At 39.3% G+C, this 20,182-nt stretch carries 19 protein-coding genes, 1 tRNA gene and 2 riboswitches; of the genes, 18 read left to right on the forward strand and 2 right to left on the reverse strand.

Annotated elements, in window-relative coordinates; genetic code table 11:
• Positions 1 to 143 precede the first annotated feature (143 nt).
• The 13 genes from hprK to ACI6MV_RS12950 all read left to right on the forward strand — a co-directional run bounded on the left by hprK (position 144) and on the right by ACI6MV_RS12950 (position 12,502).
• On the forward strand, positions 144 to 1,088 hold the full coding sequence (hprK, locus tag ACI6MV_RS12890; RefSeq protein ID WP_407270714.1) for an HPr(Ser) kinase/phosphatase: 945 nt from the start codon (positions 144 to 146) through the stop codon (positions 1,086 to 1,088).
• A gap of 17 nt (positions 1,089 to 1,105) precedes the next feature.
• Complete coding sequence (gene lgt, locus ACI6MV_RS12895; protein ID WP_407270715.1) at positions 1,106 to 1,933, forward strand: prolipoprotein diacylglyceryl transferase; 828 nt, start codon at positions 1,106 to 1,108, stop codon at positions 1,931 to 1,933.
• Positions 1,934 to 1,948: 15 nt separating this feature from the next.
• Positions 1,949 to 2,902, forward strand: coding sequence for a nucleoside recognition domain-containing protein (locus tag ACI6MV_RS12900; protein ID WP_407270716.1), 954 nt, complete (start codon positions 1,949 to 1,951; stop codon positions 2,900 to 2,902).
• The gene (gene ppaX / locus ACI6MV_RS12905) at positions 2,877 to 3,515 is read left to right on the forward strand and encodes a pyrophosphatase PpaX (protein ID WP_407270717.1); all 639 of its coding nucleotides are present in this window, start codon (positions 2,877 to 2,879) and stop codon (positions 3,513 to 3,515) included. Before ACI6MV_RS12900 ends, ppaX begins: the two co-directional genes overlap by 26 nt.
• Positions 3,516 to 3,519: 4 nt before the next feature.
• Positions 3,520 to 4,056: an acyltransferase gene (locus tag ACI6MV_RS12910; protein ID WP_407270718.1), complete on the forward strand. Its 537-nt coding sequence runs from the start codon at positions 3,520 to 3,522 to the stop codon at positions 4,054 to 4,056.
• A 56-nt stretch (positions 4,057 to 4,112) separates the two neighbouring features.
• A complete protein-coding gene (locus ACI6MV_RS12915; protein ID WP_407270719.1) occupies positions 4,113 to 5,774 on the forward strand; it encodes a glycerol-3-phosphate dehydrogenase/oxidase in 1,662 nt (553 codons plus the stop codon).
• A gap of 366 nt (positions 5,775 to 6,140) precedes the next feature.
• Positions 6,141 to 7,148, forward strand: coding sequence for a tetratricopeptide repeat protein (locus ACI6MV_RS12920; RefSeq protein WP_407270720.1), 1,008 nt, complete (start codon positions 6,141 to 6,143; stop codon positions 7,146 to 7,148).
• A 97-nt stretch (positions 7,149 to 7,245) separates the two neighbouring features.
• Complete coding sequence (gene trxB / locus ACI6MV_RS12925; protein ID WP_407270721.1) at positions 7,246 to 8,193, forward strand: thioredoxin-disulfide reductase; 948 nt, start codon at positions 7,246 to 7,248, stop codon at positions 8,191 to 8,193.
• A 514-nt stretch (positions 8,194 to 8,707) separates the two neighbouring features.
• Positions 8,708 to 9,184 carry an NUDIX hydrolase gene (locus ACI6MV_RS12930; RefSeq protein ID WP_407270776.1) on the forward strand — a complete coding sequence of 159 codons (477 nt, stop codon included), beginning with the start codon at positions 8,708 to 8,710 and terminating at the stop codon, positions 9,182 to 9,184.
• Positions 9,185 to 9,199: 15 nt separating this feature from the next.
• The gene (gene rapZ, locus ACI6MV_RS12935) at positions 9,200 to 10,084 is read left to right on the forward strand and encodes an RNase adapter RapZ (RefSeq protein ID WP_407270722.1); all 885 of its coding nucleotides are present in this window, start codon (positions 9,200 to 9,202) and stop codon (positions 10,082 to 10,084) included.
• A gap of 3 nt (positions 10,085 to 10,087) precedes the next feature.
• A complete protein-coding gene (locus tag ACI6MV_RS12940; protein WP_407270723.1) occupies positions 10,088 to 11,038 on the forward strand; it encodes a gluconeogenesis factor YvcK family protein in 951 nt (316 codons plus the stop codon).
• Positions 11,039 to 11,156: 118 nt separating this feature from the next.
• Positions 11,157 to 12,104 (forward strand): DNA-binding protein WhiA, encoded by a 948-nt coding sequence (whiA, locus tag ACI6MV_RS12945; protein WP_407270724.1) that lies wholly within the window; start codon positions 11,157 to 11,159, stop codon positions 12,102 to 12,104.
• 140 nt (positions 12,105 to 12,244) lie between these two features.
• Positions 12,245 to 12,502 (forward strand): HPr family phosphocarrier protein, encoded by a 258-nt coding sequence (locus ACI6MV_RS12950; RefSeq protein ID WP_407270725.1) that lies wholly within the window; start codon positions 12,245 to 12,247, stop codon positions 12,500 to 12,502.
• A gap of 165 nt (positions 12,503 to 12,667) precedes the next feature.
• On the opposite strand, the gene ACI6MV_RS12955 is transcribed toward ACI6MV_RS12950, so the two are convergent.
• Positions 12,668 to 12,877, reverse strand: a complete 210-nt coding sequence (locus ACI6MV_RS12955; protein ID WP_407270726.1) for a hypothetical protein — start codon at positions 12,875 to 12,877, stop codon at positions 12,668 to 12,670.
• A gap of 188 nt (positions 12,878 to 13,065) precedes the next feature.
• Complete coding sequence (gene clpP, locus ACI6MV_RS12960) at positions 13,066 to 13,656, reverse strand: ATP-dependent Clp endopeptidase proteolytic subunit ClpP (protein ID WP_407270727.1); 591 nt, start codon at positions 13,654 to 13,656, stop codon at positions 13,066 to 13,068.
• A gap of 1,022 nt (positions 13,657 to 14,678) precedes the next feature.
• Between clpP and ACI6MV_RS12965 the strand changes: the two genes are divergently transcribed.
• The 5 genes from ACI6MV_RS12965 (at position 14,679) to ACI6MV_RS12985 (ending at position 20,164) form a co-directional block, all read left to right on the forward strand.
• A complete protein-coding gene (locus tag ACI6MV_RS12965) occupies positions 14,679 to 15,074 on the forward strand; it encodes a hypothetical protein (protein WP_407270728.1) in 396 nt (131 codons plus the stop codon).
• A gap of 304 nt (positions 15,075 to 15,378) precedes the next feature.
• A tRNA-Arg gene (locus tag ACI6MV_RS12970) sits at positions 15,379 to 15,451 on the forward strand.
• 131 nt (positions 15,452 to 15,582) lie between these two features.
• On the forward strand, positions 15,583 to 16,680 hold the full coding sequence (locus ACI6MV_RS12975) for a nitric oxide synthase oxygenase (RefSeq protein ID WP_407270729.1): 1,098 nt from the start codon (positions 15,583 to 15,585) through the stop codon (positions 16,678 to 16,680).
• 180 nt (positions 16,681 to 16,860) lie between these two features.
• Positions 16,861 to 16,974, forward strand: a riboswitch (SAM riboswitch).
• Positions 16,975 to 17,060: 86 nt separating this feature from the next.
• Positions 17,061 to 18,149, forward strand: a complete 1,089-nt coding sequence (gene metX, locus ACI6MV_RS12980; RefSeq protein WP_407270730.1) for a homoserine O-acetyltransferase MetX — start codon at positions 17,061 to 17,063, stop codon at positions 18,147 to 18,149.
• A 30-nt stretch (positions 18,150 to 18,179) separates the two neighbouring features.
• Positions 18,180 to 18,293, forward strand: a riboswitch (SAM riboswitch).
• A 77-nt stretch (positions 18,294 to 18,370) separates the two neighbouring features.
• Positions 18,371 to 20,164, forward strand: a complete 1,794-nt coding sequence (locus tag ACI6MV_RS12985; RefSeq protein WP_407270731.1) for a PLP-dependent aspartate aminotransferase family protein — start codon at positions 18,371 to 18,373, stop codon at positions 20,162 to 20,164.
• Positions 20,165 to 20,182 lie beyond the last annotated feature (18 nt).

Raw genomic sequence — 20,182 nt, forward strand, 5'->3', positions numbered from 1 at the left:
ACTTCTACATAGAATAAAATTACTACAATGCACTCGATAACCGTAAGTTTTACGTAGAAATGTGGATAGTAATGTAATGGAAGAAAAAAAATGCTACAATAAGAGCGATGGTTTGACTGTAAGGCAAGATGGAGGGATTAAATATGGTTAAAGTACGAACACAGGATTTGTTGGATGAATACAAATTAGAAATTGTTGCAGGGCATGATGGTGTTCACCGTGAAATATTTATGAGTGAAATATCACGTCCTGGAATCGAAATGACAGGGTATTTCAAATATTACCCGAAAGATAGACTGCAGTTGTTAGGCAAGACGGAGCTTTCTTACTATTCCGATTTGAAGCCTGAGGAAAGACGTGATCGAGCAACAAGACTATGCACGGATATAACACCAGGGATTGTGATTACACGTGGGCTCGATATACCAGAAGAACTGATCGAGGCTGCTACTAATTCAGGTGTGCCGTTAATGCGGTCTCCGTATAAAACAACGCGAGTAATTAGTCGTCTAACTAATTTTCTAGAAGCCAAATTCGCTCCTTTTACAGCATTACATGGGGTTTTAGTCGATGTTTACGGGATTGGTGTACTAATTACGGGACAAAGTGGCGTTGGTAAAAGTGAGACGGCTCTAGAATTAGTAAAACGTGGCCATAGACTTGTCGCTGATGATAGTGTTGAAATTAGACAAGAAGACTACGATACATTAGTTGGTAATGCTCCACCTTTAATCAAACATTTATTGGAAATTAGAGGACTAGGTATTATTAATGTGATGACATTATTTGGTGCTGGGTCTGTTCGTTCTTATAAAAAAATATCGTTTATCATTCAATTAGAACTTTGGGATCAAAAGAAGCAGTATGATCGCTTAGGATTAGAAGAAGAAACGCTGAAAATTATCGACGTAGATGTTCCGAAAGCAGTGATCCCTGTTAGACCGGGACGAAATTTAGCAGTTATTATTGAAGTTGCCGCCGTTAATTTCCGATTAAAGCGGATGGGGGTTAATGCAGCAGAAGAGTTTTCAGAACGATTAACAAACATGATACAACAAGAAAAAAGCGACGTTGATTTAGATATATAATTGGGGAGGAAAGAATTGTGACATGTAGTGAACCAGCTTTAAATAATGTATTTTTACATTTAGGATTTTTCACCGTATATTGGTATGGAGTTATAATCGCTACCGGTGCATTTCTTGGATTATGGCTTGCTACTCGAGAGTCTGATCGACTCGGATTAAAAAAAGATCTATTTGTAGATTTAATTGTATTTGCAATTCCAATCGCGATCATCTCTGCCCGAATTTACTATGTAGTCTTTGAATGGGAAAACTATGTGGGCGGACCATGGTGGGACGTATTTGCAATTTGGGAAGGCGGAATTGCAATCCATGGGGCACTAATCGGGTCTGTAATTACAGCAATTATCTTTGCTCGCGTGCGAAAAGTATCTTTCTGGCAGCTTGCTGATATTGCAGCACCAAGTCTTATTCTTGGACAAGCAATCGGTCGTTGGGGAAACTTTATGAACCAAGAAGCACACGGACGCGCTGTTTCGGAAGCTTATTATAATAACTTTATGCAATACTTACCTGACTTTATAACGAATCAAATGTGTATCGGGGGAACGATGTATCATCCAACATTTTTATATGAATCATTTTGGAATATTCTCGTACTAATATTCTTACTCGTATTAAGAAGGTACAATCCTAGACGTGGTGTTGTGTTCTTAAGCTATGCGATCGCATATTCTATCGGTAGATATTTTATTGAAGGCATGCGTACAGATAGTTTGTACATTGTTGGAGAACTACGGACTGCACAAGTGATATCTATTGTACTAGTTGTTGGATGTATCGGTTTAATGATTTATCGTAAAGTGTCTGGACTGGCAGACAAACATTACGACGGCAAAAAAGTATAAACGGGGGAAACGCTCTTGATAGATATTTTGCAGCGCGGTTTTAAACAAGGTGCTAAATTAACTTGGACATTAGGTAAGGTAATATTCCCTGTTACATTAATCGTAACAATATTACAATACACGTTTTTGCTTCCATGGTTAATTGATGTGCTAACTCCTTTTATGAATTTGTTTGGTCTATCGGGAGAAGCAGCAGTGCCCTTAGTCATCGGTAATCTACTGAATTTATATGCTGGGATTGCAGCGATTGTATCCTTCGACTTTACCGTAAAAGAAGTTTTTATTATGGCAATTATGTTGTCCTTTTCACATAACTTAATTATTGAATCATCGATCGCATCAAGAGTTGGCATTCGCTGGTGGATTGTTGTCGGTGTGCGGGTTGCACTTGCCGTGGTCGCCGCAGTAGTTATTAACCTGTTTTGGAAAGGCGGAAGTGAACTTGCCCAATATGGATTAATCTCTAAAACGGCAACACCGGAGAACTGGATGGAAATCGCCGGCCAAGGACTGCAGACTGCCTTTATGGGTATAGTCCAGCTTGCGTTAATTGTTATCCCACTGATGATATTTATGCAGTACTTCCGTGAATTAGGTTGGATGCAAAAACTTTCTGATTGGTTTGCACCATTTACTAATTTCTTAGGTATGCAAAGAAATGCATCCATGACATTGGTTGCCGGATTAACGATTGGTCTTGCTTATGGAGCTGGGATGATGATTCAAGCCGTTGAAAAAGATGGTGTATCAAAACGAGACATGCTATTGTCGTTAATTTTTCTAGTATCTTGCCATGCGGTGGTAGAGGATACACTCGTATTTATTCCACTTGGCATTCCGGTCTGGCCGTTACTCGTGATTAGGTTAATCACAGCAATACTTTTAACAGCAATCATTTCGCATATTTGGAATCAAGCGTCAAAGCAGAGAAAGGAGCAACTACATGAGCATTCGTACGATTCTATTTGATCTAGATGGAACCTTAATTGACACGAACGAATTAATCATTGCATCATTTACCCACACATTACAGATGCATGCGGATCGGGTATATGATCGTAAAGAGATACTTGAATTTATAGGTCCACCATTAGTGGATAGCTTTAAACTGGTCGATCCGCTTCAAGTGGAGACGATGGTAAATACGTACCGGGAGCATAATCTGGCCAATCATGACAGTTATGTTCTCGCCTATCCCACTGTAGTGGACACGTTAACCAAGTTAAAGCAAGCAGGATTTCAACTTGGTATTGTAACTACAAAGGTCAAATCAACGGCACTTCGAGGCATGAAGCTCACGGGAATTGAAGATATGTTTGAAACAATCATCGGATTAGAAGACGTCACACATGCTAAGCCTCACCCAGAGCCAATCATGAAAGCACTTAAGCAATTAGATGCACAAGCATCAACGACGTTAATGGTAGGTGACAACTATCATGATATCGAGGCTGGAAAAAATGCTGGAACGAAAACAGCAGGTGTCGCATGGTCGATTAAAGGAAAGGCAACACTGGAAAAATATAAGCCGGATTATATGCTAGAGCAAATGAGTGATTTGATAGAAATTCTAGGAGTGTAACGTGATGCGTAACACAAAAAGATATCGAGCAACAGAAGCTAATTCTTTATGGCAAGTGTATAAAACGGTACCCTTCTTAAAAGTGGTTAAAAATTTTATCGTTATTCAAATCGCCAGATACACACCATTTCTCGGTATGAAAAATTGGCTGTATCGTACATTTTTACAGATGAAAGTTGGCGATCAGACAGCATTTGCCCTAATGGTCATGCTTGATGTTATGTTTCCGGAAAAAATATCTGTTGGTAGAAACACAGTAATTGGATATAATACAACGATATTGGCACATGAATATATGATTAAAGAATATCGTTTGGGAAACGTTACAATTGGGGAAGAAGTAATGATTGGTGCAAATAGCACGATCCTACCAGGTGTTACGATTGGAGATAAAGCTATCGTGTCTGCCGGGACATTAGTGCATAAGGATGTGCCTGCAGGGACTTTTGTAGGTGGCAATCCGATGCGAATTATTTATACGAAAGAAGAAATGGACGAACGTAATTTAACGGATGATTTTTTCAATGATAAGGATGTGTAAGACTATTTATAGTTCTTTTAATAGTAAGCTGCTTGTCGCTGATGGAGGTGACTCTTATGTTCTTTTCTAATTTGTTTCGAGACAATATTAAACAATCACTAACGGCAAATCCGTTAGATGTATTAGTTATTGGTGGAGGAATCACTGGTGCAGGCATTAGCATGGATGCAGCTACTCGAGGCTTAAAGGTTGGACTACTTGAAATGCAAGATTTTGCTGCGGGTACGTCTAGCAGATCAACCAAGCTGATTCACGGGGGACTTCGATACCTGAAACAATTACATATAGGAGTGGTCGCTGAAGTTGGAAAAGAAAGAGCAATCGTCTATGAAAATGGCCCACATGTGACAACACCTGAATGGATGCTGCTGCCATTTTATAAGGATGGCACCTTTAGTCCCTTGCAAGCAAATGTTGGATTAAGAACTTATGATTTCCTAGCGAATGTAAAGAAAAAAGAGCGGAGAAAAATGCTCAACGCCAAACAAGCGTTGCAAAAGGAACCATTGATCAAGCAAGATAATTTAATTGGTGCTGGTTTCTATGTGGAATATAGGACGGATGACGCACGCTTAACGATTGAAGTATTAAAGAAAGCTATTGAATATGGTGCAAATGCCTTAAATTATATAAAAGTAATCGGCTTTATTTATAAAACCGATGGCCAAATTGAAGGCGTGGAAGTAGAAGATCAGCTTAGTGGCGATCAATTTCAAATTTTCGCTAATAAAGTAGTCAACGCTGCGGGGCCATGGGTAGATACCATCAGAGAAATGGACGGTTCGAAGCAAGGCAAGACCTTACACCTTACAAAAGGTGTTCACTTAGTGTTTGATAGGGAGCGTTTTCCTTTGCAGCAGGCTGTTTACTTTGATGCACCTGATGGACGATTACTATTTGCGATACCAAGAGATGGGAAGACATACGTAGGCACGACAGATACGAGTTATGAGGGTGATATTGCTCATCCACAAGTTACTGTGAAAGACCGTGATTATGTGGTCGATGCAATTAATTACCTTTTTCCAAGTTTAGGGATTCAAGCGGATGATGTGGAATCCAGCTGGGCTGGGTTACGTCCACTAATCTGGGAAGAAGGAAAGTCTCCAGGCGAAATTTCTCGTAAAGATGAATTGTTTTTATCGAAATCAGGTCTAATGTCGGTGGCTGGCGGCAAACTGACTGGTTACCGAAAAATGGCGGAAGAAACAGTTGATATGATTGTTAAGAAGTTGAAGGATGAGGTTGGAATACTATATTCCGGTTCTGAAACGAAGCACATTCCGATATCCGGAGGTATCGTAGGTGGTGCAGCTGGATTTGCTGAATTTCAAAAGGAAAAGCTTCAGGATGCAATCAACCAAGGTATTGGTGAACGTGATGCCAAGGTCCTTATTCAAACATACGGTACTAACGTAGATAAGTTATTTGATCACTACTTGAATCTGCATAATGAAGCACTGGAAGCTGAGATTGACCCAGTCGTGTTTGCGATGCTGCGATATGCCATTGATGACGAGTGCATTTATACGCCAAGTGACTTTTTTATCCGTCGCACGGCTGCGCTTTATTTTGATATAGCTTGGGTTAAAAAACAGCAAATAAAAGTAATTGATTATATGGCAAAGCTATTTAAGTGGGATCAAGAATACGTCAGTTTTTATAAACGTGAACTAGAAGTACTTTTGCACGAAGCTGTTCATCCGGTTGAAGATTAGAGTGTGCGAGTTTAAAGTAAAGCGGCTTAGGAAATCTGAGCCGTTTTTTTAATTGCTTGAGTCTCTACGACAGTTCTGAGGAGCTGTGCAAGTTGAAACTGCCATACTTCCTCTTGCCATCATCTGCCCTCAAAATCCAAAGTAATCCGGAATCCATTTTACTAAAAACAACTTTGAAATTAATTCCATAAATCCAACAGCCTAAGTCCAATCTATTTCGGTATCTAGTAACCAGTTTTCATTCCTACGATTCCCTATATAATCTGCTAGACTAATATGGTATACTTCTATGGATACACTGCACTTATTTATCGTTCAAAAAGAATGTCCTCCTTTTTGAACACAAGCATTTTAGGGGGATATGTAATGCACACATTAGAGGATACAAAGAATACTATAAATAATATCATTCCTTTTATTCCTGAAGGGGATTTTTTCTTTACAAAAGGCGTTGCCGCATTTCAAAAGCGTAAATTTGATGTTGCATTGAAATGGTTAAAGAAAGCGGTTGAACAATCACCGGATGAAGCACTCTATCAATGTCAACTGTCCATTATATATACTGAAATCGGTGCATACCATGTAGCGAATCAAATATTAACAGAAGTGCTTTCTACTAATGGAGATAGCTATATTGATTGCTATTATTTAATTGCTAACAATTATGCGCATTTAGGATTATTGCAGGATGCTAAAAAGTACATCACTTGTTATTTAGAGAAAGCGCCAGATGGCGATTTTCGTGAGGAATCAGAGCAATTGTTAGAAATGATAGATATTGATGATGAGGAAGACATCGATGAAGATTGGGCGCTCGAAGAAGAAGATGAGTTGCTCCTATATCAAGAAACGGCTTTTTATCATTTGCAGCGGCAAGAATGGGACAGAGCAATACCGTTACTGCAAGAGATGATGGAGATCTTTCCCGAGCATGTTTCGGCTAGACATGAATACAGTTACGCGCTATTTTTTGATGGCAATAAAGAAAAAGCAATGGAGTTAGAGTTAAAGTGGTTAGAGGAAGACCCTAATTCGCTGTATGCTTTAACGAATTTAGCGGTATTTTATTATGAGCAACAAAACCTTTTTGCTAATAATAAAATCATAAGTTGTTTGCAAAATGTTTATCCTATGCATGAACAACAAGAGCTTAGGATTGCTAGTACATTAGCTCGAACTGGTTACAATCAAGATGCGTACGTTCGTTTCATTCGTTTATCAGCTTCTAAGCTGAAGGGGCATGCAGATTATTATCAGTGGTATAGTAAGGCCGCATACCATACAGGTAACGTGGAAAAGGCGACAGCTCTCTGGCAAGAAGGTATGAAGCGTCATTCGATTCTTCGAAACAAACCTTGTCCATGGGAAGCATAAGAAATAAAGCTAAATTCATTTTTATGAGCAGAATAGTTTACCTCGGATAGCATTCATATGATAATGTTTTTAGTTGGTAAGGAAGGAGTCAAAAACAATGTCTGATGAACGAATTTATGATGTTATTATTGCCGGAGCAGGGCCAGCTGGTATGACTGCTGCGGTTTATACTTCTCGTGCAAATTTGGATACTCTGATGCTTGAGCGCGGGATTCCTGGAGGACAGATGGCTAATACAGAAGATGTCGAAAATTATCCAGGCTACGAACATATTTTAGGTCCAGATTTGTCAAATAAAATGTTTGATCATGCTAAAAAATTTGGCGCAACTTATGCTTATGGCGATATAAAAGAAGTTAAAGATGGTAAAGAATACAAAACAATTGTCGTCGGAAATAAAGAGTATAAAACTCGTGCGTTAATCATTGCAACTGGTGCACATTTTAAAAAGCTTGGCGTTCCTGGAGAAGCAGAATTGAGCGGACGTGGTGTTTCTTATTGTGCAGTATGTGACGGTGCATTCTTTAAAGAAAAAGAACTAATCGTTGTAGGCGGAGGCGATTCTGCTGTTGAAGAAGGCGTTTATTTAACGCGCTTTGCAAGCAAAGTAACGATCGTTCACCGACGTAGTGAATTACGTGCACAAAAGATTTTACAGGATCGTGCCTTTAGTAATGAAAAAGTTAACTTCATCTGGGACACGGAAGTTAAAACGATTAATGGTAAGGACGGAAAAGTTGGCAGTGTAACGCTTGTCGACAAGTCTGGAGAAGAATACGAGCATCCTGCAGATGGTACTTTCATCTACATTGGAATGATCCCGTTAAGCGGACCATTCCAATCGCTTGGAATAACCAATGATGAGGGTTATATTGTAACCAATGAAAACATGCAAACGAATGTCCCAGGAATATTTGCAGCTGGAGACATTCGTGATAAGGAGCTCCGCCAGATCGTAACGGCAACTGGTGACGGTAGTATCGCTGCTCAAGCAGCGCAAGCGTATATTGAGAACTTAGAAGAATCCTTCAATGCAGTTAAATAATTAATAATACAGTTTGTAACATTTAATTTATATCCGTAATTACATTTTAATGCTGCTGTAACACGCACGAAACAATTATGAGTTACAATAGGGTTAACTAATTGACCCCCTTTTAATAGATATATTTTGAAAGCACAGGTGAACGCTTGCCTGTGCTATTTTTTTGCTCAAATTTATGCTGGAATAATGAAATAGATTTTTGTCAAAGTTAAATCGTACGCTCATATTATTGTGGGATAGTAAATATTCATTGTATAATAGAAGGGTACATTTTTCTTTTAGAGGTTGTTCAAATCGGTACCAAATGATCAGTGGCGAACATTAAACTTAGTTTATCTTTCCGGTCTTCATGTAGGAAAAGCCTATCCTTGAAAAAATAAAGAAATTTTTTTCTGTGGGCGAGGATTATGCTTTCGAAGCAACCAGCTTTCACTGCGGTCCTCAAGCTTTCAACGCCTCGAACTTCTTGCTGCTAATTCGGTACCTATTTGAACACGCACTTTTACAGAAAGAGTTGATCTATTTGCGACGTGTTACGAATTGTATATTAATAAATGAAAATAAAGTCCTTTTATTGAAAAAACCGCGCCATGGTTGGTATGCGATGCCAGGTGGCAAGATGGAGCTGGGTGAGTCGATAAAAGAGTCCGTCATGAGGGAATATAGGGAAGAAACGGGTCTCCACTTAATTAGTCCTGAATTAAAGGGAGCATTTACTATTACGACACATGATGAGAAAAAACAGGTGGATGAGGAATGGATGATGTTTACGTTTGTTTGTCGTAATTTCTCTGGTGAAATGGTGGATTATTGCGATGAAGGTGAACTCGAATGGGTACCTATTAATGAAGTGTCGAACAAGCCGATGGCAGAAGGTGACAGACACATTCATTCCCAGCTGTTTAAATACAACGAACTTGTTTACGGAGTATTTACTTATACGCCAGATGATCGTTTAATTGATTTTCGTCTTGACCCATTAATTTCTTAAAAAGGGGAGAAGAACGTGGCTAACAAGGAGAACGAAATAAAGCTAGTAATTATTACAGGTATGTCAGGAGCTGGAAAAACTGTAGCTGTGCATAGTTTTGAAGATTTAGGCTATTATTGTGTTGATAATTTACCGCCTGCACTACTTCCTAAGTTTTTGGATTTAATGAAAGATGCAACGAACAATATTCAAAAAGTAGCACTTGTAATGGATTTAAGGGGTAGAGAGTTCTTTGATTTATTATTTGCTGCACTTGATAAGCTTGGAAAAGAAGATTGGTTAGAAGAACATATTCTCTTCTTAGATGCGAAGGATCAGTCATTAGTATCTCGGTATAAAGAAACGAGAAGGTCCCATCCTTTAGCTGTTAATGGACTGCCTTTAGAAGGTATCCAGCAGGAACGAAGAATTTTAGACGAACTGCGAGGACGTTCACAGAACTATATTGACACAACTAATCTAAAGCCGAAAGAGCTAAGAGAAAAAATCGTTAATAAATATGGCGCGAAGGAGCAAGAAATATTTTCCGTTCAAATGGTGTCGTTTGGGTTTAAATATGGTGTACCAATTGATGCCGACTTAGTATTTGATGTTCGATTTCTCCCAAATCCACATTATGTAGAGCATATGCGTCCGTTAACAGGTTTAAATACAGAGGTATCTTCTTACGTGTTTAAATGGTCTGATACCCAAATACTATTATCAAAGTTAATTGATTTGCTGCAATTTATGTTACCGCAGTATAAGCGAGAAGGGAAAAGTCAGCTGGTCGTTGCGATTGGTTGTACTGGTGGTCAGCATCGTTCCGTTGCAATTGCTGAGCATTTAGCTAAGCAGTTTTCTACAAACTTTGTCACACACACCATCCACCGTGACATTGATAAGCGAAAGGGCCATTAGTGTATGACAAAAAGTAATCCAAATGTAGTTGTCATTGGTGGTGGAACTGGAATGCCTGTCTTATTACGAGGGCTGAAAAGGTATCCACTCGATTTATCTGCGATTGTAACGGTAGCAGATGATGGAGGAAGCTCAGGAAGACTACGAACAGAAATGGCGATGCCTGCGCCAGGAGATATTCGAAACGTAATTGCTGCATTATCTGATGTCGAGCCCATGCTAATTGAGCTGTTTCAGCATCGCTTTCAAAACGGAAATGGTTTGTCTGGTCACTCGATGGGAAACCTTTTGCTCGCGGCGATGACTTCTGTCACTGGAGATTTTTATAACGGGATTAAAGAGATTTCGCGGGTTCTTAATGTGAAAGGTAAAATTTTTCCGATTGCAAACCAAAACATGGAATTACATGCTGAAATGGAAGACGGCCAGATTATTGTTGGTGAGTCGAATATACCGTTAGCTAATAAAAAAATTAAGCGTGTGTTTTTAAAGCCGGAGCCTGTTCTGCCTTTACCTGACGCAATTACTGCTGTATCTGAAGCAGATTTAATTGTGATTGCGCCAGGTAGTCTCTACACTAGTACATTGCCTAATTTGATTGTACCGCAAATTGGTGATGCCTTAAAAAGGGCGAAAGGTAAAATTGTCTATGTCTGTAATGTCATGACACAGTACGGTGAAACAACGGACTATACGGCAGCAGATCACGTACAAGCAATTACAAGACATGTAGGAGATGGCTGTATCCATTCGATTGTTGTACACAATAAACCGATTAAAAGTGACGTGCGTGCTGTTTATGCAGAGGAAAATGCACAACCAGTTGAATATGATCTTGCACGCCTTGTTAACATGGGGTTAGAAATAATTGAAGCAGATATTATCGATCACAATAAAACGATGCTGCGTCATGATACAGATAAAATAGCGAAACTCTTGTATTCGTTATTATAAGAGGTTCAAAAAGGCGTCGAATGATTAGTGGCGAAAGCTAGAGTTGGTTTATTTTTCCGATCCGGGAATTTAACCTCCTTCACCTTTTTGAACTCGAACTTATAAGGGGGGAGTTACCATGTCATTTGCATCGGAAATAAAAAAAGAGCTGACGAACATTCCGAATGAGAGTTGCTGTGCTCAATCTGAATTAGCGGCACTTATTCGTATGAATGGTGCGCTGTCATTATCAAGACAGGATTATGTGTTGGACATTCAGACTGAAAATGCAGCGATTGCTCGAAGAATTTATACATTACTTAAATCCCTCTACAGTTATCCAGTAGAATTACTCGTCCGAAAAAAAATGAAGCTGAAGAAAAACAATGTGTACATTGTGCGGCTGAAAGAAGGCGTACGGACGATTTTAGCTGAATTAAATATACTAGAAGAACCATTTACTTTAGTACGAGAGATTTCCGAAAAGTTTTTAGAAAAAACGTGTTGTCGAAAGGCATACTTGCGTGGTGCATTTCTTGCAGGTGGATCAGTTAACAATCCAGAAACATCATCATATCATCTAGAAATATTTAATTTTTATGAAGAACATAATGATTCATTGGTTCAATTAATGAACGATTTTGGTCTCCATGCAAGAATGTTAGAAAGAAAAAAGGGATATATTGCTTACATTAAAGAAGCAGAAAAAATCACCGAATTTCTCAGTCATATTGGTGCTCATAAAGCACTGTTGAAATTTGAAGATGTTCGGATTGTTCGTGATATGAGGAATAGCGTTAATCGTTTGGTTAACTGCGAAACAGCCAATTTAAATAAAACGATTGGTGCAGCGTTTCGCCAAGTCGAAAATATTCGCTTCATCGATCGCACGGTAGGATTAGATTCCCTCCCTGATAAACTAAAAGAGATTGCTACATTAAGAGTACAGCATCAGGACGTGTCACTTAAAGAGCTAGGGGAGCTTGTATCGACAGGAAAAATTAGTAAATCTGGAATCAATCATCGACTTCGAAAAATAGACGAGTTTGCCGACAAAATAAAAAAAGGGCAACCGATTAATGAATAATATATTTCTAAACATAGGCTTCGTATGCTATAATATGATAAATGCTCTCTGGAGATAGAGAGTAATTTTTTTCATAACAATGGTAGCGCTTTCATATATATATTATTTATAGAGCTTAATTATTGAGGGAGGAATAGAGATTGGTTGAGAAATCAGTAGTTATAGAATTGAAATCAGGTTTGCAGGCAAGACCTGCTGCAGAGTTTGTTCAGCTGGCAAATCGCTTTTCAAGTGAGATTTTTATTGATAAGGATGAGAAGCGGGTCAATGCCAAAAGTATTATGGGCGTGATGAGTCTGGCAATTGCTTCAGGCGATTCAATCATCATAATAGCCGATGGATCAGATGATGAAACCGCACTGCTGGAGCTAATTAACTTTGTGTCTGTTGCATCCTAGTATAACGAGATCGAACGCCTTTTTGTGAGATAAAACTTTTTTCAAAGTTTTTTTGTTCATAGCGGACACGGGATGCCATATTTATAGTTGATATCAGGAGTGAACGAATAAGATGCTAAAAAGTGCCGACTCCTGTTAAGGAAGTCGGCACTTGATCTGTGTTAATTATTCTGCAGTTTTTGGTGGTTGGCACACGTCACATTTACGTTGATTTTTGTCTTTAAATTTTTTAAATTGTTTTTCAAAATTGTTACCACATGCACATTTAAATAGTAATTTTTGAGAGAAACCATGATATTCTGTCGTTAGCAACTTACTTTCTGAATTTTTCTCTACAAATTCTTGAATCTTATCAATCGTCCATCGTTTATTCATTTATTAGCACCTCTATAGTTGATTGCTGGATATCCTAGTATCCTCACAATTAGTAGTATTGATATTCATCCTAGGTACTTTATTATAACATGAGCGAGTACACAATTAAAAAGTCTGAGAGTTTAAGTTATTGAAGAACAAAAAACACGTAGATTCTATTAGGAATCTACGTGTTTTTCCTTACGTGCTTATTCTGCAGGTTTTTTCTCCATTACTTTATCAATTAAACCATATTCTTTTGCTTTGTGTGCTTCCATGAAGTTATCGCGATCTGTATCGCGCTCGATTACTTCCATTGGTTGACCTGTACGTTCAGAAAGAATTGTGTTTAATTTTTTACGCATCTCGATGATTCGTTTTGCGTGAATCTGGATATCAGATGCTTGCCCTTGTGTGCCTCCTAGTGGTTGGTGAATCATTACTTCACTATTTGGTAGCGCATAACGTTTACCAGGCTCACCTGCTGCTAGTAAGAATGCTCCCATGGATGCTGCCATACCGATACAAATTGTAGATACATTTGGTTTAATGAACTGCATTGTATCATAGATTGCCATTCCGGCAGTGATCGAGCCACCAGGGGAATTAATGTATAAAGAAATATCTTTCTCTGGATCTTCTGCTGCTAGGAAAAGTAGCTGTGCAACAATGCTGTTTGATACGTTATCATCGATGCCGCTTCCTAACATAATAATACGGTCTTTTAATAGTCGTGAATAAATATCGTATGCACGTTCTCCGCGGTTAGTTTGTTCAATAACTGTTGGAATTAGATTCATTCAATTTATCCTCCTTAAGCTTTGTTCAATATGCTTATTGTAACTAAGTACATCTTAAACTAAATGGTCAATAAAGGTCAAACGATAAGCTGTTTACCTATTAAAAAATAAGGCTTCTTTCTAAAGGTTGTTGTTATTTCACGTAGTATCTAAACTCCTGCAAAATTTTGAGAGTGCTTGCACCGCTCCGGAAATGCACTTCGCTTTCCGCGGGGGGCTAGTGAGCCTCCTTGCGCTTTCGCGCTGCGGGGTCTCACTTAGACCCTTTCTTAAGGACTACAGGCTAAAACCGTCCATGCCGGACAACGCCTGCATAACCCTTGCCGGGCCTCAGGAGTCGAAGTGCATTTCCTCCGCTATAAAGGTGATTGCTCTTTATGACGGGTGATTGGAGCTCCAGGCAGTCGATCTTCGAAAATGAAAACCGCATTTTCTTCGTGCGGTGTAATTCGGGGAAGTTAATTCAAAGTCCTGCGGGAAAAGCGCGAGCTGAAGATCCACTCAGAAGCGCATTTTGGGACTGCGATTACTCGTCCCACCGAAAACATTTGCTTCTGAGTTAGCTGAAGCCGTGCCTGTTTAAAGAAAAACGCTTTAAACTAGCGTAAAGTGACTGCCTGGAGCGGAAATCACAAGCACTATGTCGCATTTTCATTTCAATTATGAAGTTTAAAAAACAACAAACTTTACGAAAAAGCCAAAAATAATTATGTAGATAAGGTGAGCTTTTATCATCATAGTCCCTATATTACATCGTATGTATTAATTGTAGCGTAAATTACCTAAATTCAGCGTTCCCTTTTTTACACAATATAAACATGGCAGCATAGGTTTTGTCAGTAGTAGGAATTGATTGATATTACTATAAAATGCCTATTTTCTACAATAGTGTGGTTTTAGAACTTAGTTAAATTTCCATAGAAAGCATAAAGGGTTCTGGTATTTTATGTTAAAGTTACATAAGAAGATTATGCAAAGAATAGAAATTTATGTTGAATTTGAGGAGGGAGGCTGTACTGAAAATGAATAAGTTACTTTTTAAAACGGTCATTGGTATTATTCTTCTAATGGTAATATCCTTAGTCCTTAAAGAGTATAAGGTAGTACTTAATTACAGTGGGGAAGGAATGATACTTTACGGACTTTTAATCAGTTTTCTCTACTTGTTATTCGGAATTTTAATTGAGTCAGAAAAAGTTAAAAAGATTATTGCTTTAAAAAAGGTTAAGGTAGATTGCGCTAAGGCTGTCCTTACGCTGATCCTTATTATATTTTCCACTATACCATTTGGAAGTTGGATACTATGGTTTGGGATTGACGGTTTTAATGCCATCAATCCATTGAGAAGCTTAGAAATAAGAGCAATAATGGGTGTGTTGGCAGGAATCTTATTGGTCCGATCCCTTAGTGAAAACTAAGCTAAAAATCGCTTCCATACAAATGTTGACACGTTTATAGGAAATTTGCCATATCCACAAGATTTACGAAAATAGACAAAAAATGCCTTGATTCCAATAGTGAAATCAAGACATAAGTCTATTAGCAATTTTTTGCAAGGTGTTTTTGTAATGATTTCCTACATTTGTATTGAAATCCTTTATAACCTATGCAGACAAATACCTAGTGGTATGGGCACAATTTATAGATAGGAAAAACAGTAATTGAAATAAGCAGCGCTATCGGTTATAATGGTTTTTGTCACAAATTTAATAAAGTTGTCTTGCGCCCGTAGCTCAGGGGATAGAGCATTGGTTTCCGGTACCAAGAGTCGGGGGTTCAAATCCCTCCGGGCGCGTTACATTATTTCCAGTAAGCCAAGGACCTCCATATGATATGGAGGTCCTTGGCTTTTTTCTTACGCAATCATACTATTTCGGATTACTCCAAAGTTTTGCTAAAATGACACTATTGAACTTGGAGGTAGCTATGAAAAATAATAATTTACAGCGTTTGGAAAATGCTGAGTTAATACAAGAAGCAGCATCCTTTATAAGAACGTGTTACTTCGAACTTGGGAAAAACGAGATTCAGATTGAGCAACGAATAGATGAAGTGATTTCAGAAATTAACGAAACGGGAACCTATAAGCATAGTTTTGAGGAATTGAGTCATGGAGCAAAAATGGCCTGGCGCAATTCCAATCGTTGCATTGGACGGTTGTTTTGGAATCGCTTGAAGGTGATTGATGCTAGAGAGATCACCGAGGCGTCTGATGTGTTTGATTTGCTTTTTAAGCATATTGTGTTTGCTACAAATAATGGTAAAGTCCAGTCTGCGATTACGATATTTAATGCAGATGCAGGTAACAATCGGACAGTGAGAATCTGGAACCATCAGCTATTACGCTATGCAGGCTATCAAACCGCAGACGGTATCATCGGTGATCCGGCGTCTGTGGCATTTACGGAGCGATGCATGGAGCTTGGCTGGGAGGGAAAGTTTGGTGCGTTTGATATCCTTCCATTAGTGGTGCAAATAGATGAGGATGAACCTCAATGGATGGATATTCCGGCCGATATTATTGTTGAAGTTGTGATCGAGCACCCTAATCATGACCTTTTTGGCGAACGAGAAGTGAAGTGGTATGCAGTGCCGATTATTGCAGATATGCGTCTTGAGATTGGCGGGATCAACTATGGCTGTGCCCCTTTTAACGGCTGGTATATGGGCACGGAGATTGGAGCTAGAAACCTTGCAGATACAGATCGGTACAATTTGTTGCCGGCCGTTGCTGAGCATTTAGGGTTGGACACAAATTCAAACCGTTCTTTGTGGAAAGACGAAGCGCTAGTCGAACTGAACAAAGCTGTTCTCCAATCTTTCCAAAAAGCAGGCGTTACGATCGTTGACCACCATACGGCAGCACAGCAGTTTAAGATGTTTGAAGAAAAAGAGGCAAAAGCAGAACGAGAGCTCACTGGCAGGTGGTCATGGTTAATTCCACCACTGTCACCTGCGTCTACACATATTTTTCATAGCCATTATGATGATCTGACGCAGAAGCCTAATTTCTTTCATCAGTAAAGGACATGTATGGTTATTATCATAATATTTGTTAATGATTCTGTAGAGTAATTATGAAATTGATTCAGTTATCTTAATTTTACAACTTTTTATACTTTTTATATTGACAGTCGAATTTCTGCGTGCTAAACTTCGTATTAATGAAATTGATAATTTAAATTAATTGAATAGTAATTCGTTTTCTTATCCAGAGAGGTGGAGGGACTGGCCCGATGAAACCCGGCAACCATTAAGTATTTTTATATACTTGAAAAGGTGCCAATTCCTGCGAGCGTTATGCTTGGGAGATAAGAGAGACTAACTTTATTAGTATGCCTCTCTGTTTCCGCAGAGAGGCTTTTTTGATGGATATTTTCTTGGAAGGGTGGTAGGTGACGCCGATGAAAGCAACAGTCGCCACATTTAGGGAGACAGGGACAATTGATATTGGTGAACTCGTATTGGAATCAGGAAAGACTCTTCCGAAAGTAGAGCTAGCCTATGAACGAATTGGTTCAACGTCTGATCCTGTTATTCTTATATGCCATGCTTTAACTGGTAGTCAGCATGCTGTAGGAACGGAAGAAAGCCCTGGCTATTGGGCAAATTTAATTAAATCTGGTGGTTATATTGATTCCGACCAGTTTCAAACGATTTCGTTTAACGTATTAGGTGGATGCAATGGTAGCACGGGTCCATTGAGTATTAATCCAATCACAGGAGAAGCTTATCGTACCGATTTTCCTTTTGTTACGGTACGTGACATGGTGAATGCACAATATAAAGCATTAAAGCAGTTAGGAATTGATCATGTAAAGGCAGTTACTGGCGGATCGCTCGGTGGCATGCAGGCGCTAGAATGGGGAATTTTATATCCCGATTATATGGATCTATTATTTCCGGTAGCCGTAACACCTTACCTAAACGATTATGCAATTGCATTTAATAACATTGCTCGATTAGCTATCCTGCAAGATCCAAAATGGAACAACGGTAATTACACTGCTGAAACGATTCCAGAGCACGGGCTTAGCTTAGCGAGAATGATTGGTATGATCACGTATCGCTCCGGAGATTTATTTAATGAACGCTTTGGACGTGAGCAGCGAGCACCAGCAGGAGTTGCGCATGAAGAGATAGCTTATGAAATTGAATCTTACCTTGATTATCAAGGTAAAAAATTAACAAAACGGTTTGATGCCAACAGTTACTTGTATTTATTAAAAGCGATGGATACGTACGATATTGGTCGCGATCGTGGCGGATGGAAAAAAGCAGCTGCACTAATAGAAGCACCAATTTACTCGATTAGTTATAGCGGTGATTTACTCTTCCCGCCAAGAGAATTAAACGCCTTTATCAGCCATATGCAAAGGCTAGGCAAGGAAGCAACCTATTATGAAGTAGGAACGAAATTTGGTCATGATGGGTTTCTTGTAGAATTTGAAAAATGGGCACCGATTATCCAAAGTAAGTTAACGACGAATTAAGGTGTTCAAAAAAAGTGAATAGATATGGATCTCTTATCCAGAGAGGCGGAGGGACTGGCCCGACGAAGCCCGGCAACCATTAAGCTATACGTAGCTTGAGAAGGTGCTAAATCCTGCAGGAATATTATTCCTGGCAGATAAGAGGAGGAATGAAATATTATGCCCTCTTCTTTGGAAGAGGGTTTTTTTATACAGCAAAATTTACTTAGGGGGAATTTACAATGACTGAACATAATACAACGTACGATTTAGAAACACTAACACTACACGGCGGGCAGGCACCCGACCCAACAACAGGCTCAAGAGCAGTACCAATCTATCAAACAACTTCTTACGTATTTCACGATACAGAGCACGCCGAGCGATTATTCGCACTAGATGAGCCAGGGAATATTTATTCGCGTATCGGTAACCCAACGGTCGATGTGTTTGAGAAACGAATGGCGCTTCTAGAGGATGGGGTTGCGGCAGTAGCAACTTCTTCCGGGATGTCAGCTATTACACTATCAATCTTGAATCTGGCAAGTGCAGGAGATGAAATTGTTGCCGGTACGAACCTGTACGGTGGAACATACAATCTTTTCGCAATCACACTGCCAAGGTACGGCATCAATGTTAAATTCGTTGATCCAACCAATCCGGAAAATTTTAAAGAAGCGATCAATGAGAAAACAAAAGCGGTGTTCGGCGAAATAATTGGTAATCCAGGATTACAAGTGTTGGACGTAGAAGCGGTCGCAGCGATTGCTCATGATGCAGGAGTTCCACTAATTGTCGATAATACATTCGCAACACCGTATGTGTGTAAGCCAATTACCTTAGGTGCAGATATCGTTGTACATTCTGCTACAAAATGGATTGGCGGACACGGAACATCAATCGGCGGCATCATTATCGATGGCGGACGCTTTAACTGGAATTCAGAAAAGTACCCAACCTTTACACAACCAGATCCAAGCTATAACGGAATACAGTACGCCGTTGATTTTGGAACACTAGCTTTTATTACGAAGGTTCGTGTGCAATTACTTCGCGATTTCGGGGCAGCACTTAGTCCTTATAATGCATTTCAGCTTATCCAAGGATTAGAAACATTGCATTTACGAGTGGAGCGCCATAACCGTAATGCTGCAGAGCTTGCGACTCACTTGGAAAATCATCCTGCAGTAGATTGGGTTAGCTACCCAGGATTAGAGAGTCATCCGTCACACGAGCTTTCTAAACGAATCTTGAAAGACGGCTTTGGTTCGATGATTGTGTTCGGTATAAAAGGTGGAAAAGAAGCAGGAAGAAAGCTGATTAATAATGTGTCACTTTGGTCACACGTAGCAAACGTAGGGGACGCGAAATCATTAATCATACATCCAGCATCAACAACACACCAACAGTTATCGAAGCAGCAGCTTGAAGAAACAGGCGTTAAAGAAGAACTTGTTCGCCTATCTGTTGGTATTGAGTCAGTAAGAGACATTACAAACGATTTAGATCAAGCATTAGTGAAGGCAACTGGTATTGGAGCATCTGAAAAAACAGAAGTTGTTGTAAATGATGAAGGTGTCATCAAGTGGGCGTTAAGCAGTGCCAACGAACGAACAATAGTGGATGGCAAGGAAGTTACTCGCCAAAAAACATTGGCAGTTGTCGGACTAAGCGGTAAAGAAGCAAGACCAAGCTACCGGTTAGCAAGAAAAATGCAACGTCTTGGTTATAAAATTATTCCGGTTAATCCGAGAGAGACCGAAATTCTTGGTGAAACAGCATATCCAGATTTGAAGAGCGTCCCAGAACCAATTGATATTGTGCAAGTATTTAGAAGCCCAGAAGCAGCAATCGGAATTGCCCATGAAGCAGTTGAAGTGAAGCCGAAGATCTTTTGGTTGCAGGAAGGTGTTGTGTCACCGGAAGCAGCAGAGATTGCAAGAGATGCAGGTTTACAAGTGGTGCATAACCGATGTACGTATAAAGAAGCACAGCGTTTAAGAGGAACAATCAGCACGTATGCATGTGAAATTTAATTAAAAAAACTAGGGGGA

Source organism: Radiobacillus sp. PE A8.2 (genome assembly GCF_045635475.1).
Classification (GTDB): Bacteria; Bacillota; Bacilli; order Bacillales; family Amphibacillaceae; genus JBJGXI01.